We start from the raw sequence: 12,623 nt of genomic DNA, 5'->3' as shown, positions 1-12,623 counted from the left end.
GCATGGCCACCATGCACGTCGACCGCACCGGAGGCGGTTCCTTCCCCCGGTTCACCCTGATGACGCTGGCAGGACGGACGCTGGGCGCGATCCCGCCCACGGCGCAGGTGTTGCTCGGCATCGTGAGCGTGCAGATCGGCGCGGCACTGGCCAAGAACCTCTTCAGCGTGGTGGGCAGCACCGGGACTGTCGCACTGCGACTGTTCTTCGCCGCACTGATCCTGGTTCTGTTGTGGCGGCCGTCACTGCGGTTGAACCGTCGCGCGTGGACGGTCGTGGTGAGCTACGGCGTGGTGCTCGGCACCATGAACCTGTGCTTCTACCTGGCGTTGGAACGCATCCCGCTGGGCATCGCGGTGACCGTCGAATTCCTCGGCCCTCTCGCGGTGGCACTGGCAGGGTCCCGGCGGTGGCTCGACGCGTTCTGGGCGCTGCTGGCGGCGGGCGGAGTCGTGCTGCTGATGGAAGGCCGCGGCGACCTCGACCTCGTCGGTTTCCTGTTCGCTCTCGCCGCGGCCGCGTGCTGGGGCACGTACATCCTGCTGAGCGCGGCGCTCGGCCGTCACACCTCGGAAGGCAGCGGTCTCGCCATCGGCATGGCGTTCGCCGCTCTGGTGGCTGTGCCCTTCGGTGCGGCGGAAAGCGGCACCGCGCTGTTCCAGCCCTGGGTGCTCATCGTCGGGATCGGCGTGGCCCTGTTGTCCTCGGTGATCCCGTATTCGCTGGAACTGGAAGCGCTGCGCAAGATCCCGCCGCGCGTGTTCGGAATCCTGATGAGCCTGGAGCCCGCGGTGGCCGCCATCGTCGGCCTCGTCGTGCTCCAGGAGTCGCTGCACATGCTGCAGTGGGTCGCGGTGTTCGCGGTCGTGGCGGCCTCGGCGGGCGCCACACGCGGCAGCGCCCGCCCCGAGGTCTAACCGCCGATGACAGGCGGGGCGGTCATCTCGTCGGTGCCGAACATGCTGTCCGGGTCCGGCTCGACGAGGTACGAGGGCCGCTGGTGCTCCTCGTCCTCCCCGCCTTGGCCGCGTCCAGCGGCGCCCATCGGCATACCGCCCATACCGGCGCCACCACGTGCACCGGCCATGCCGGCAGCACCACCACGGCCGGCGGCCGCCTGCTCGGCCGCGTAACCACCGACACCAGCAGCCGACCCGCCGCCGGGCCCGAAACCACCACGCCCAGCGCCGGCGCCCGTCCCACCGGCGCCTGCGCCCGTGCCGCCGTAGCCACCACCGCCACCGCCTGAGCCCGGCCCGAACCCGCGGTTACTGCCACCGCCGTAGTTGGGGTTACCACCGCCCGGCCCGAACCCGGGGCCCATGCCCGGCATGAGGCCAGGCGGCACACTGGTCGTGGAGTCGTATCCGGTCTGGTTGTTGCCGAAGTTGTTGCCCCGGCCGCCGGGGTTGGGGATGAAGCCTTGGCCGGACGTGCCACTGCCAGGGCCCCTGCCCGTGCCGACCCCGCTGCCGGTGCCCGTACCGATACCGGCGCCGCCACCCGCGCCGCCGCCAGTACCGCCACCGGTGCCACCACCGAACCCACCGCCGGTGCCGCCGGGACCGCCACCCGGCCCACCGCCGATCCCGCCAGGACCACCACCCGGCCCACCACCAGGACCCGGCGGATCAATCGAGCCCGGCGGAATCGGCGGGGTGGGCGGCGGTGTCGGAGGCGGCGTGGGCGGAGGCGTGCTACTGCCCGTCATCGTCGGCGGCGGCGCGAAGGCCGGCATGGTGCTGGCGCCGCCCAAGGTGCTGTCGTACGTGCCAACGACCTGAACAGCTTGCTGCTTGGCTTCTTGCTGCTGGTTGTATTGGGCCTCGTAGGCGACGTACTTGTACATGTACTGGAACGGGTCCGTCGTCCGCTGCAGGTCCGCGTTCGCCGCGTTGACGTCGAAGTCGACCGGCGGCGGCATGGAGTTCTTCGCCGTCTCCAAGGCCGCCGAGTACTGCTGCGTCTGGGTTCCCGCGAGCTGCGCGCTCTGTCCCGCTTTGCCCACCCAGTTCCCGACGTCGACCATGAACTGGCGAGCGTTGTTGGCGGCCGTACCGCGCCAGTCAGCCTCGCTGCTGGTGATCGCGTTCACCACGTCCGTCTGGAACTGGACCATCTGGTTACCGGCGTCCAGCCATTTGGCTCCGACCTCGCCGACCCGGCTGGGACTCACACCTTCCTTGACCATGGATTCAAGGACCTGGTGGTCGTACTGCTGGTAGTTGGCACACTGCAACGGCGGCGCAGGCCGCGTCTCCACGCCCTGCGTCAGCGCCTTCGCCTGGTCCGCCATCTGCTGGTTCGTGCGCTCCTGCACCTCGCTCTCGCGCGAGAGGGAGGAGAAAATCCTGTTCCACCAGTTCTGCTGGTCGATCTCCTGGTCTACGTCCTGCTCGACCTGCCCCTGCACCTGGCCACGGGAGTCGGACTGCCCCCGCATGTCCACGCCGTGCGTGTCGCCCCGATAGTTCGGCGGGTGATACGCCGTCTGGATCGCGGGGTTCTGCTCTGGCTGCGAATGCCTCGGTGCCATGATCACTCAACTCCCGGCCGGCAATTTGGGCTCAACCAATTGAGCCACTTGCTGAACCATCGCACATGCCTTCTGGTTGTCACCGGCTGCACCAACGCGAACATCGACCCGCGACGAGTCTGTGATCGCCAGACTTATCGTGCACGTTGTGCCGAAGTTGTACTGAACCGCTTTGTGCTTACCCACGTCCGCGATTGACTTGACTCCGCCGGTCGCTTGAACATCTTTTGTACCCAGCTCGGCGTAGATATCGATCTGCACGGAATGATCACCCTGCTGCGAGGAGTGCCAACGACAACCTTTGTCAACATCGGTCGATCCGTCAGTGACCGCCCCATCTTTCAGCGAAAGTGTCGACCTGTCGGCTGCCGAAAGCAACGCACAGGGATCGGTGTTTTCGATCGGACTGGTCCTGCCAGCGCCTCCGCCGCTAGTCGGAGGCAACGAACTGGAAGAGCCGCCTCCGCCCGGAAGTGTCGGGCGAGCCGTCTCCGATGTCGATTGCGTGTTGCCAGGCGTTGGTGATCCACCCGTTTCGGCGGTGCAGCCAACCGCACTCACAGTGACCGCCAAGATGGCTGTGACGACAGGAACGAAAGAAGGCTTCACAGGTCCAGAACTCTTTCTGGTCTCGACATCGGACTTCATACAGGATCGATTTTGCGCATTGCAGCGGCTTTCGCCTCTTCGGTGGCCCGATAGTTCGCCATCGCGGTGTTGATGCCCTCTTCTGCCTTGTGCAAGGACTCCTGGAATTGGGCCAACTGTGTCAGGAAACCCTGGTTGTCCGCTGCCACCTGTTGCAGATACGGCACCATGATCTTGGCCGTGCTGGTGGACCCCAAGGGCATCGGCTGCGCCAGGTCTGCCAGCGTCAACTCCTGATCAGTTGCCCACTCGCGCATGCGCTTGATGGCATTGAGCAATGCCTGGCCGCCGGACTCGTTGACCTCGAAGCCACCACTGGCCGCCATACCGGCGAACGCGCCCATGCTCGCGCCGATGCTGGCGATGCTCTTGCCGATGTCAGCCGAGCCGATGCCCGACCGGACGCCACCACCAAGGTCGTCGTACATGTCGTCCCCTCGTTCCAGCCTCCCCGAGCCACGGTATCAAGGGGTGACGTGGCCCGTCTTGGCTGTGACGGAATTGGAGCGGGGATGGTTCCGGCGACCTGCCAGATCACCTGGACAGGCGGTCAGCCGACAGTAAAGATGAGCGGCACGACCTTGCTGAAGCCGTTGTGGACAGCGACTGTGCAACACACTGGTACCGCCGTTGGCCGGCAACCGGGTGATCGAGGCGACGGTCCCATCGGCGAGGCTGAAGCGGACAACACCGCCATCGGCCGCAACCACCACAGTGCCGCGATCCGCGACCAGCGGAATTACCAAGCGAGCGTTCTCGGCTGAGACTCCCAACGACGCTGACCCGTGACCAGGTCATAGGCGACGACCTTGTTCACTCTGCCGAAGTACGGAACGGTCACCGTCACCAGCGTCTGACCGACGACCAGTACTCGGTGCTGACGGATACCGCCGACCGAGTTCGCCGGTCCGAGAGCATCCATCGCCAGATCGGCCGCGGTGCCGGGGATTCGATGCTTGACGGCGAAGTCCGCGTCGAGCACCAGGTACTCGGCGCTCGCCGGTTTCGCCTCGTTGTCCGTCACCCAAAGCACGGGCGGAGACGTCGAGACGAAACGGCCGGACAGAATCGACAGGCCGGCGGTCGCCTTGCTGTGATCCTTGACGTTGACAAGCCGGCCTTCCGGGCTGACCGCCGCGACGCTGAGGTCGGGCAGGTCCGGGCCAAGGCATTGCGCGGCGAGATGGCGTCCGGTCATGGACACGATGGCGCAGCTGTAGCCGTCATGCTTGAGTTTGTTCTTCGACAGCTGCGCACCATCGGACATGCGATGAACGGCCAGGTACGCGTCCCAGCCGACATGCAGCAGGTCGCCATGGATGTCCAGGTAGGCCTCACCGGGCGCCCCGTTGATGCCTTCCCGCGGATCGCCGATCCTGGTGTGCCACGTCAGCTTGCCGGTGCCTGCATCGAGCACAGCCGCGTGCGTGCAGTCGACGTATCGGTTTTCCGTGCCGAACCGTAGGCCAGTGCGATCTTCTTGCCGCTGATGGTGGGACTCGCACCGCAGAACAAGGGCGCGTCCGGCGCGTCGCCGGGCGGTTCGGTGATCCACTGTCGCGCACCGGTGCCACGGTCATAGCTCGCGACCTGTCCGTCGGTTGCCACGATCAGGGCGTTCTGGTGAGTCCACGTGTGCACGAGGTTGTACCAGGCGGGCATGTCGTTGTGCGTCAGTGCCCAGGAGTTCTTGTCAGGAGGCGGCACGGGCGTTCCCTTCACGCTGCCGCAGCCGGCCGTCGCCACGGCGAGGAGCACGCAGATTGGTGAGTCTGACGGGCAAATGGCACCCAGGTCTCGCCGGGCCGTTCGTTCTCTACAGGTTCGGTATCCAACCCGCCATCGTCCACCTGGAGCACTATCGGAGCGGCGTGTTCCTGGTGGACGAGGCGGATGTGACCGCCTACGAGTCTGCGGCTGACATGATTCGCCAAGAGGCGATGAGCCCCGATGAGTCCGCGAAGCGGATTGCCGAGATTCTCAACGCACTGGAGGCATCCTCATGACGGAGCAGGCGTGGCGCAAGAGTAGTTACAGCCACCAGGAAAGTGACTGTGTCGAGGTCAACCAGGATCTCCGGCACGTGCGCGACAGCAAGAACCCATCCGAGGTACTGACCGTGGACGTCCGTTCCTTACTCGCGCACATCCGGTCTGTCTAGGCCAATTCGTTCAGGGCACGGCGAGCCGCGTCCAACTCCGCCTGAAGCAGCGCTATACGTTCCTCGTGCTGCTGGCAGGCGGCGGACGAGATCCGCCGAGTAGCGATGAGCCCTGAGCAATCCGCCGAGCACATCGCAGACGTCCTCACGGCAATGGAGAAAGCATGACCGAGTCAACGTGGCGCAAGAGCAGCCAGAGCCATCAGGAAGGTGACTGTGTCGAGGTCAATCAGGATCTCCGGCACGTGCGCGACAGCAAGAACCCATCCGAGGTACTGACCGTGGACGTCCGTTCCTTACTCGCGCACATCCGGTCTGTCTAGGCCAATTCGTTCAGGGCGCGACGCGCCGCGTCCAACTCCGCCTGAAGCAGCGCTATACGTTCCTCGTGCTGCTGACGGGCCGCGGCCATGACCGCGCTGATGGCGGTTTCCACCTGGTCCGGCAGTTCCTTCGAGATCCTCGCGATCGCCGCAGCCGGGATGGGCATCGAACGAACGCTCCGCTTCTTCCCCACCACCACGTCCACGGTCCAGTCACCGCGCGGCGTCGAGTGCAGGGTGACCGTCACTTCGGCGGGCGGCACCGTCCTGCGTCGCGGCGCCGCCTTCTTCTTCTCCGTCACGGCGGGAGCGGGCTGGTAGATCTCCTCGACCACCGGGGCTGGCTCGGCGGCAGCGGCGGGGGGTTTCTTCGCGGCCGGGCGCTGTTTCGGGCGGTTGAGCGTCAGTTCCGCTTTGGCGAAGGACAAGGTGTCCTGCGAGCCCGTCGGCTTCACTTCGATGAAGTCGCCCTCCTCCGGCGAGGCGAACGACACCACTTTGCCTGATTTTCCCGCGTCCACGCCTACCGCGCGGCCGGTGAACCACACTGTCGGGGCCTTGCCTGCCTTCAGTGCGTCACGCAGCTGGGTGATGTCGTTGTCGGAGAGCATGCTCCTTACTCTGCACCACCGCGCAACCGGTACTCGCAGCCGTACTCGACCGCGTAGTGCAGGTCGTAGTGGTGCACGATCTTCGGGCCGCCGTGCAGGTGGACGTGCGTGACCGTCTCCTTCAGGGTCGCGGGCAACTCCGACAACGTGTCCACGCGCCCGTCCAGCGGTCCGCCGACGTACCGCACGAGATAATCCTGCGACATCGGCTCTCCCTCCACCATGTGCACTCGATCCATCGTACTAAGGACGATGATGAACGCATGGATCCCGCGAAGGCACTTCGTCTGATCGGCTTCTACCTCGAGCGCCGGGGCGAGGCCACGTTCAAGGTGCAGGCTTTCCGCAAGGCCGCCGCCATCGTGGACGGCCTGCCGGCGGAGGAAGTCCAGGTCCGCGCCAAACGAGGCACGCTCACGCAACTGCCGGGCATCGGCAAGGCGACCGCCGGTGTCATCAGCGACGCCGTCACGGGCCGCGAACCCGAGTACCTGAGCAAGCTCATCGAAGAGGCCAAGCTGCCGGTCGCCGGCGGGCACGCCATGCGTGCCGCGCTGAAGGGCGACTGCCACACGCATTCCGAGTGGTCCGACGGCGGCAGCACCATCCGGGAGATGGCCGAGGCCGCACGGGATCTCGGCCACGAGTGGATGGCGCTGACCGACCACTCCCCTCGCCTGACTGTCGCCAACGGCCTCTCCGCCGAACGCCTGCGCAGGCAGCTCGACGTGGTCGCCGAGCTGAACGAGGAGCTCAAGCCGTTCCGCATCCTGACCGGCATCGAGGTCGACATCCTGCTCGACGGCAGCCTCGACCAGGACGAGGAGCTGCTGGCACAGCTGGACATCGTCGTGGCCAGCGTGCACTCCAAACTGCGCATGCCGTCCTTCGAGATGACCCGGCGCATGATCAAGGCGGTCAGCAACCCGCACGTCACCATCCTCGGTCACTGCACCGGCCGGATGCGCACCGCGAAACGGGACCGGCCGGAATCCACGTTCGACGCCAAGGCCGTGTTCGAGGCCTGCCGGGACAACGGTGTCGCGGTGGAGATCAACTCACGGCCGGAACGCCTCGATCCACCGTTGCGGCTGCTGCGGCTCGCCGTCGAGATCGGCTGTGACTTCGCGATCGACAGCGACGCGCACGCGCCCGGCCAGCTCGACTGGCTGCCGCACGGCTGTGAACGGGCCGAGGCGTGCGATGTTCCCGTCGACCGGGTCATCAACGCGAGGTCCAATCCGGTCGGTTAATACGGCAATCGGCCGTATCCGCGGTGAAACGTCACCGATAGCCTCGGTGTGCTTTTCGCACCGACTGGAGGATTACCGAGATGACGGCTCAGCCCGGATTGGTTTTCGGTGTCGATCCCGCGCACTACGACCAGCATCGCCCCGCTGTCCCCGAACTGGCCGCGAATTGGTTGCTGCCCGCGGATTGCGGCGTCGTGGTCGACGTCGGCGCGGGTACCGGGCATCTGACGCGGATATTGCTCGGCCGGGTTCCCGAGGTGATCGCGATCGACCCTGATGAGCACATGTGCGCGTGGCTGCGGGAAAGGTTTCCCGACGCCTCCGTGCGGGTCGGCAGCTCCGAGGATCTGCCGGTTCCGACGGCTTACGCCGACGCCGTGCTGACGAGCAACGCGTGGCATTGGTTCGATCCCGGGAAAGCGGGCGCCGAAGCCGCCCGGTGCCTGAAACCCGGCGGCGTTCTCGGCGTTTCCTGGCACGATCGCGGTCCCAGCGGCCTGTGGCTCGACGAAGTGCAGGAAGTGATTCTGTCCGCGCACAACCCGGCGCGTCCGGTGCACCAACTGGAACTGCCGCCGGATTTGCCTTTCACGCCGGTCGAGAAACACGTCGTCGGCTACGAGCGGGAGATGACTCCGCAGGAGATCTGCGCCATGCACAGCACTTACAGCGCCATCATCTCCCTGTCCGACGCGGAGCGCGAACCGCTGCTCGGCAAGCTGCACGACCACTTGGCCGAACAGGCTGAGCAACGCGGCACGCCGACGCTCGGTGTGCCGTTCGTCGCCACCATGTACCGCACGCATCGCCTGGGCTGACGCGGGAAAGCCGGGGAGCGATCCGCTCCCCGGCCAGGCGGCGTCACTTCGAGTCGATCACCATCGTGCGCATGTCGACCCGCTGCTCCGCCTTGAGCTCGCCGGTCTCGATCATCAGGTCGACGACCCGCTGGAACCGGTTCGCGTCCGTGCTCGACGGGAACGTCGGCATCGTCATCAGCGAAGCCACGTTCGGCGGCACACCAACGTACTTCGTCACCGCGGCCTCCACGACGCCGCGTTGCTGGGCGTCGGCCACCGCCTTGGCCATGGCGCGCTGGAACGCCGCCACCGTCTTCGGGTTGGCCTCGACGAACTTCTTCGTCGCGATCCAGCCGGACGTCGGGAAGTCGGCGGTGGAACCGCTGAAGGGCGACAACAGCTTGGCCACGCCCGAGTTCTGCAGGGTCTGCGTCAGGAACGGCTCGTTCATGATCGCGGCCTGCACGTCGTCGCGCTCCAGCGCGCCGGGCATGTCGGGGAACGGCATCGAGATGTACTGCTCCTTGGTGATCTCGACGCCGTTGATCTTCAGCTGGGTGCGCAGCGCCAGTTCACCGATGCCGCCCTGGGAGCTGACCGCGATCTTCCGGCCGACCAGGTCCTTCACGGTCCTGATGGCGCCGTCCTTCTTGACCACCAGCATGAAGAGGTTCTCGGTGGTGCTGACCGCGTCGGCGACCACTTTCAGCTCGGCCACCTTCTTGGCTACCGGCATGATCGCGGGCGGATAGCTGCTCAGGCCGATGTCGACCGATCCGCCGACGACGTTGTCGATGTTCACCGAGCCCTTGCCGCCCATCGACAGCTCGACGTTCAGCCCTTCGGCCTTGAAATGGCCGTTGTCGATCGCCAGGTGGATCGGCGCGGCGTCGATGATCTTGAGTTCGGCCACCTTGATGGTGGTCTTCTCCAGTCCGCCACCACCCGCACCCTGCGACGATTCAGCGGATTGACCGAACGCACCGCAACCCCCGGCCGCCGCCGTCATCACCATGACGAGACCGGCGACCGCAAGTTTTCTCCGACGCATGTGGAGTGTGTCCTCTCAAGTGAATTCATCAGCGCAGCACCGCACCGTTCAAGTAGCGCCGAAGAGTAGCGGCACACGTTTGCAGTGAAAGCCGCCAAATGCAGTAGACCTCGCCACCGAGAGTGGGCCGCCCACACAACGGAAATGATATAAAGTCCGACGGTATATAACATTTCCTATGTGGTTGATCAAACAATTGTTGTGCCGCGGAATCGTTCGACCGGTCTCGAGTTGCCGACCACAGCGGCGGCGCGCACGCTCGGACCATGCATGAGATGGCGAAGTGCGACGTGTGCGGCAACGAGTACTGGATGACGTTCGAAGTCCGGACCGTCACCGGCGACGTCCACACGTTCGACAGTTTCGAGTGCGCGATCCAGAAGCTGGCACCCCGGTGTGAGCACTGCGAATGCCGGATTCTCGGCCACGGTGTCGAAGTCGAGGGCCGGTTCTTCTGCTGCGCGCACTGCGCACGGCAGGGATCCAGCAGCCTGGGTACTCAGATCAGGGACACGGTCGGCGCCCTACCTGGCTAGCACGACCGCGTGTCAGGCGCTACGACTCGACGTCCGGCCGGGCTCGGGAAGGCTGCACACGCTTCGGTTCGCCCGGCATTTTCGGGTAGTCCGGCGGGTACGGCATTTCGCCGCGGTCGTCGCCGGCGTAGAGCTCGAGCAGCGACTCGATCCCGAACGCCCGCGAGTCGATGTCGGCGTGCGCGTCGCCTTGGGACGCCAGCAGCTCCGGCACGGTGAAGATGTCGAAGTCGTCGGGATCCACATCGGACAGCTGGTCCCACGTCAACGGCATCGACACGGTCGCGCGCGGCGTGCCGCGCACCGACCAGGCCGACGCGATCGTCCGGTCCCGTGCGGCCTGGTTGAAGTCCAGGAACACGCGCTCGCCGCGTTCCTCCTTCCACCAGGCGGTGGTCGCCAGCGAGGGGATCCGCCGCTCGACCTCACGGGCCAGCCCGATCACCGCGTGCCGCACGTCGATGAAGTCCCACTCCGGCCGGATCCGGACCAGCACGTGGATGCCACGGCCGCCGGACGTCTTCGGGTAGCCGGTCAACCCGTTGTCCGCCAGCACTTCCCGCAACACGCCGGCGACCCGGACGGCGTCGGAGAAATCCGTGCCCGGTTGCGGGTCCAGGTCGACGCGCAGCTCGTCCGGGTGGTCCACGCCGGGCCGGCGCACGGGCCACGGGTGGAAGTCGAAGGTGCCGAGGTTGGACGCCCACGGGATGACCGCGATCTCAGTGGGGCACACCTCGTCCGCGGTACGGCCGGACGGGAACTTGATGGTGGCGGTCTCGACCCAGTCCGGCGCGCCCTTGGGCACGCGCTTCTGGTAGAACGCCTCGCCGGTGACCCCGTCGACGTAGCGTTTCAAGGTCGTCGGCCTGTCCCGCAACACTTTCAGCAACGGCTCGGCCACCGAGACGTAGTACTCGACCACCTGGCGCTTGGTGATCCCGCGCTCCGGGAAGTACACCTTGTCCGGATTGGACACGCGCACGGTGCGCTCACCGACCGTCAGCTCGATCGCCTTCGAAGCCATACGGCAACCCTAGGGGTAAAAGCGTTCGCACGTGGCGGGTAGTTTGGGAGCACCTATCCGACACGCCCGAGGACGCCCGGTGAAGATGGACAACAGCCCCGCCAGGGGCACTCGTGACCTGCTGCCCGCGACTGTCGCCGTGCGCGACCACGTCCTGGCCCGGATCACCGAGGTCTACCACCGGTACGGCTACCAGCGCATCGAGACCCCGGCGATCGAGGACATCGCGCGGCTGACCGGCGGCCAGGGCGGCGAGAACGAGAAGCTGATCTTCAAGATCCTCCGCCGCGGCCTGACCGAGCTGCCGGAGAGCGTCGACGAACTGGCCGACCTCGGCCTGCGGTTCGACCTGACGGTCCCGCTGACGCGGTTCTACGGCAACAACCACGCCACGCTGCCGACTCCGTTCCGGTCGTTCCAGTTCGGGCCGGTGTGGCGCGCCGAGCGGCCGCAGAAGGACCGGTACCGCCAGTTCAACCAGTGCGACATCGACCTGATCGGTGAGGAGTCGGTGCTCGCGGAGGCCGAGCTGATCGAGGCGACGACCGAGGCGCTGGCGGCCGCGGGCCTGCCCGGCACCACGGTGCGCCTGTCGGACCGCCGGTTCCTGTCGGCGCTGGCCGAGGGCGCGGGCGTCGCGCCCGAGGCGCAGGGCTCGTTCTTCATCACGCTGGACAAGCTGGACAAGATCGGCTGGGACGGCGTGCGCAAGGAGCTCACCGAGCGCGCCGGGTTCAGCGAGGCACAGGCCGACGGTGTGCAGACGGCGATCACGGCGTTGCAGGGCCTGGATCCGGCCAAGCTGGCCGACCAGCTGACCGACGCGGTGCCCACCCTGCCCGAGGACGTCGCCCAGGACCTGGCGGCGACCACGACGGCACTGGCGGAGCTGGCCACGAGCCGGGAACTGGGCTGGGAGTTCGATCCGACGCTGGTGCGCGGCATGGGCTACTACACCGGGCAGATCTTCGAGATCAGCCACCCCGGCACGAGTTCGTCGGTGGCCGGCGGCGGCAGGTACGACAAGCTGATCGGCCGTTCGCTGGGCAAGGACGTGCCCGCCTGTGGGTTCTCCATCGGTTTCGAGCGGATCGTGAACCTGCTCGACGACGCTCCGCGCACGGACGCTGTCGCCGTGCTGCACGAGGCCGACGTCGCCCCGGCGCAGGTGCTGGCCGTCGCCCGGCAGCTGCGCGCGGAAGGACGGCAGGTCACGGCGATCAAGCGGCGCGGCAAGTTCGGCGCGCAGCTGGGCAGGCTGGAGGAGTGGGGCTACACGTCCTTCGTCCACGTGAAGGCGGACACGGTGGCTGATGAGCGGGTTTTGGGGAGCCGGGAATCAGGCTGACCGGTTACGGTGTTGACATGGCAGTGAACGCGTCCCCTGATGAGCCCGCGTCACAGCGGTTTCGCGAGGACCTTGAAGGCCTTGACCCGCATGATCCCGAGGTCCGGGAGTTCGCGGCCCATCTCGAGCGGATCGAGACCAGCCGGTCGGGATACACCGTGGAGGGATACATCGGCGGGATCTCGGACTTCGCGGACTCGGCGAACCGCCTCGGCGGCCACCACCGGATGACCGCGCTGATCCTGATCGGACTGATCCTGATCGGGGTGGTCGTCGCGGTGTGGGACGCCTTGGTGTTCATCCTGTCCACCTTCGGAGGCTAGGTGTCC

18 protein-coding genes are annotated in these 12,623 nt (G+C 66.5%); 9 read left to right on the top strand and 9 right to left on the bottom strand.

Annotation, left to right across the window (positions count from 1 at the left end; translation table 11 throughout):
* Window positions 1-2: 2 nt before the first annotated feature.
* Window positions 3-917, top strand: coding sequence for an EamA family transporter (locus GC106_RS30375; protein ID WP_173137710.1), 915 nt, complete (start codon window positions 3-5; stop codon window positions 915-917).
* On the opposite strand, the gene GC106_RS30370 is transcribed toward GC106_RS30375, so the two are convergent.
* The 5 genes from GC106_RS30370 to GC106_RS30350 form a co-directional block, all read right to left on the bottom strand.
* Complete coding sequence (locus GC106_RS30370) at window positions 914-2,536, bottom strand: PPE domain-containing protein (RefSeq protein WP_173137708.1); 1,623 nt, start codon at window positions 2,534-2,536, stop codon at window positions 914-916. The two genes, GC106_RS30375 and GC106_RS30370, sit on opposite strands and share 4 nt — an antisense overlap.
* 6 nt (window positions 2,537-2,542) lie before the next feature.
* Window positions 2,543-3,184, bottom strand: coding sequence for a DUF3558 family protein (locus GC106_RS30365; protein WP_173137706.1), 642 nt, complete (start codon window positions 3,182-3,184; stop codon window positions 2,543-2,545).
* Window positions 3,181-3,612, bottom strand: a complete 432-nt coding sequence (locus GC106_RS30360; protein ID WP_173137704.1) for a hypothetical protein — start codon at window positions 3,610-3,612, stop codon at window positions 3,181-3,183. The genes GC106_RS30365 and GC106_RS30360 overlap by 4 nt, the downstream gene beginning before the upstream one ends.
* Window positions 3,613-3,923: 311 nt before the next feature.
* Window positions 3,924-4,601: a hypothetical protein gene (locus tag GC106_RS30355; RefSeq protein WP_173137702.1), complete on the bottom strand. Its 678-nt coding sequence runs from the start codon at window positions 4,599-4,601 to the stop codon at window positions 3,924-3,926.
* Window positions 4,574-4,891 carry a PQQ-binding-like beta-propeller repeat protein gene (locus GC106_RS30350; RefSeq protein WP_173137700.1) on the bottom strand — a complete coding sequence of 106 codons (318 nt, stop codon included), beginning with the start codon at window positions 4,889-4,891 and terminating at the stop codon, window positions 4,574-4,576. The genes GC106_RS30355 and GC106_RS30350 overlap by 28 nt, the downstream gene beginning before the upstream one ends.
* Before the next feature lie 59 nt (window positions 4,892-4,950).
* On the opposite strand from GC106_RS30350, the gene GC106_RS30345 reads away from it, so the two are divergent.
* From GC106_RS30345 to GC106_RS30335, 3 genes are all read left to right on the top strand, one after another.
* Window positions 4,951-5,190, top strand: a complete 240-nt coding sequence (locus GC106_RS30345; RefSeq protein ID WP_173137698.1) for a Scr1 family TA system antitoxin-like transcriptional regulator — start codon at window positions 4,951-4,953, stop codon at window positions 5,188-5,190.
* Window positions 5,187-5,345 carry a DUF397 domain-containing protein gene (locus GC106_RS30340; RefSeq protein WP_173137696.1) on the top strand — a complete coding sequence of 53 codons (159 nt, stop codon included), beginning with the start codon at window positions 5,187-5,189 and terminating at the stop codon, window positions 5,343-5,345. Before GC106_RS30345 ends, GC106_RS30340 begins: the two co-directional genes overlap by 4 nt.
* 164 nt (window positions 5,346-5,509) lie before the next feature.
* Complete coding sequence (locus GC106_RS30335; protein ID WP_173137694.1) at window positions 5,510-5,668, top strand: DUF397 domain-containing protein; 159 nt, start codon at window positions 5,510-5,512, stop codon at window positions 5,666-5,668.
* On the opposite strand, the gene GC106_RS30330 is transcribed toward GC106_RS30335, so the two are convergent.
* Window positions 5,665-6,279, bottom strand: coding sequence for a DUF6319 family protein (locus GC106_RS30330; protein ID WP_173137692.1), 615 nt, complete (start codon window positions 6,277-6,279; stop codon window positions 5,665-5,667). The genes GC106_RS30335 and GC106_RS30330 overlap by 4 nt on opposite strands.
* A 5-nt stretch (window positions 6,280-6,284) precedes the next feature.
* Window positions 6,285-6,485, bottom strand: coding sequence for a DUF8847 domain-containing protein (locus tag GC106_RS30325; protein WP_173137690.1), 201 nt, complete (start codon window positions 6,483-6,485; stop codon window positions 6,285-6,287).
* 57 nt (window positions 6,486-6,542) lie between these two features.
* Here GC106_RS30325 and GC106_RS30320 point away from each other — a divergent pair, with 57 nt between their 5' ends.
* Together GC106_RS30320 and GC106_RS30315 are read left to right on the top strand one after the other, a co-directional pair.
* Window positions 6,543-7,532 (top strand): PHP domain-containing protein, encoded by a 990-nt coding sequence (locus GC106_RS30320; RefSeq protein ID WP_173137688.1) that lies wholly within the window; start codon window positions 6,543-6,545, stop codon window positions 7,530-7,532.
* Window positions 7,533-7,612: 80 nt separating this feature from the next.
* Window positions 7,613-8,350 carry a class I SAM-dependent methyltransferase gene (locus GC106_RS30315; RefSeq protein ID WP_173137686.1) on the top strand — a complete coding sequence of 246 codons (738 nt, stop codon included), beginning with the start codon at window positions 7,613-7,615 and terminating at the stop codon, window positions 8,348-8,350.
* A 43-nt stretch (window positions 8,351-8,393) separates the two neighbouring features.
* On the opposite strand, the gene GC106_RS30310 is transcribed toward GC106_RS30315, so the two are convergent.
* Window positions 8,394-9,383 carry an ABC transporter substrate-binding protein gene (locus GC106_RS30310; RefSeq protein ID WP_173137684.1) on the bottom strand — a complete coding sequence of 330 codons (990 nt, stop codon included), beginning with the start codon at window positions 9,381-9,383 and terminating at the stop codon, window positions 8,394-8,396.
* A 275-nt stretch (window positions 9,384-9,658) separates the two neighbouring features.
* Here GC106_RS30310 and GC106_RS30305 point away from each other — a divergent pair, with 275 nt between their 5' ends.
* Window positions 9,659-9,919, top strand: coding sequence for a metallothionein (locus GC106_RS30305; RefSeq protein ID WP_173137837.1), 261 nt, complete (start codon window positions 9,659-9,661; stop codon window positions 9,917-9,919).
* A 19-nt stretch (window positions 9,920-9,938) separates the two neighbouring features.
* Here GC106_RS30305 and ligD read toward each other — a convergent pair whose 3' ends face one another.
* The gene (gene ligD, locus GC106_RS30300) at window positions 9,939-10,946 is read right to left on the bottom strand and encodes a non-homologous end-joining DNA ligase (protein WP_173137682.1); all 1,008 of its coding nucleotides are present in this window, start codon (window positions 10,944-10,946) and stop codon (window positions 9,939-9,941) included.
* A gap of 85 nt (window positions 10,947-11,031) precedes the next feature.
* Between ligD and hisS the strand changes: the two genes are divergently transcribed.
* Complete coding sequence (gene hisS / locus GC106_RS30295) at window positions 11,032-12,294, top strand: histidine--tRNA ligase (protein ID WP_173137835.1); 1,263 nt, start codon at window positions 11,032-11,034, stop codon at window positions 12,292-12,294.
* 17 nt (window positions 12,295-12,311) lie between these two features.
* Complete coding sequence (locus tag GC106_RS30290; protein WP_173137680.1) at window positions 12,312-12,617, top strand: hypothetical protein; 306 nt, start codon at window positions 12,312-12,314, stop codon at window positions 12,615-12,617.
* Window positions 12,618-12,623: the final 6 nt, after the last annotated feature.

This window comes from Kibdelosporangium persicum (assembly GCF_013280595.1).
Taxonomy (GTDB): Bacteria; Actinomycetota; Actinomycetes; order Mycobacteriales; family Pseudonocardiaceae; genus Kibdelosporangium; species Kibdelosporangium persicum.
Note: the sequence above shows the minus strand (reverse complement) of the source record. Positions and strands in the feature narration are given on the sequence as shown.

What these genes read in the sequence shown, in the direction of transcription:
- GC106_RS30375 (WP_173137710.1), top strand. Translation starts at nt 3, where the DNA reads ATGGCCACCATGCACGTCGACCGCACCGGAGGCGGTTCCTTCCCCCGG.
- GC106_RS30370 (WP_173137708.1), bottom strand. Translation starts at nt 2,536, where the DNA reads ATGGCACCGAGGCATTCGCAGCCAGAGCAGAACCCCGCGATCCAGACG.
- GC106_RS30365 (WP_173137706.1), bottom strand. Translation starts at nt 3,184, where the DNA reads ATGAAGTCCGATGTCGAGACCAGAAAGAGTTCTGGACCTGTGAAGCCT.
- GC106_RS30360 (WP_173137704.1), bottom strand. Translation starts at nt 3,612, where the DNA reads ATGTACGACGACCTTGGTGGTGGCGTCCGGTCGGGCATCGGCTCGGCT.
- GC106_RS30340 (WP_173137696.1), top strand. Translation starts at nt 5,187, where the DNA reads ATGACGGAGCAGGCGTGGCGCAAGAGTAGTTACAGCCACCAGGAAAGT.
- GC106_RS30335 (WP_173137694.1), top strand. Translation starts at nt 5,510, where the DNA reads ATGACCGAGTCAACGTGGCGCAAGAGCAGCCAGAGCCATCAGGAAGGT.
- GC106_RS30330 (WP_173137692.1), bottom strand. Translation starts at nt 6,279, where the DNA reads ATGCTCTCCGACAACGACATCACCCAGCTGCGTGACGCACTGAAGGCA.
- GC106_RS30325 (WP_173137690.1), bottom strand. Translation starts at nt 6,485, where the DNA reads ATGTCGCAGGATTATCTCGTGCGGTACGTCGGCGGACCGCTGGACGGG.
- GC106_RS30320 (WP_173137688.1), top strand. Translation starts at nt 6,543, where the DNA reads ATGGATCCCGCGAAGGCACTTCGTCTGATCGGCTTCTACCTCGAGCGC.
- GC106_RS30315 (WP_173137686.1), top strand. Translation starts at nt 7,613, where the DNA reads ATGACGGCTCAGCCCGGATTGGTTTTCGGTGTCGATCCCGCGCACTAC.
- GC106_RS30310 (WP_173137684.1), bottom strand. Translation starts at nt 9,383, where the DNA reads ATGCGTCGGAGAAAACTTGCGGTCGCCGGTCTCGTCATGGTGATGACG.
- GC106_RS30305 (WP_173137837.1), top strand. Translation starts at nt 9,659, where the DNA reads ATGGCGAAGTGCGACGTGTGCGGCAACGAGTACTGGATGACGTTCGAA.
- ligD (WP_173137682.1), bottom strand. Translation starts at nt 10,946, where the DNA reads ATGGCTTCGAAGGCGATCGAGCTGACGGTCGGTGAGCGCACCGTGCGC.
- hisS (WP_173137835.1), top strand. Translation starts at nt 11,032, where the DNA reads ATGGACAACAGCCCCGCCAGGGGCACTCGTGACCTGCTGCCCGCGACT.
- GC106_RS30290 (WP_173137680.1), top strand. Translation starts at nt 12,312, where the DNA reads ATGGCAGTGAACGCGTCCCCTGATGAGCCCGCGTCACAGCGGTTTCGC.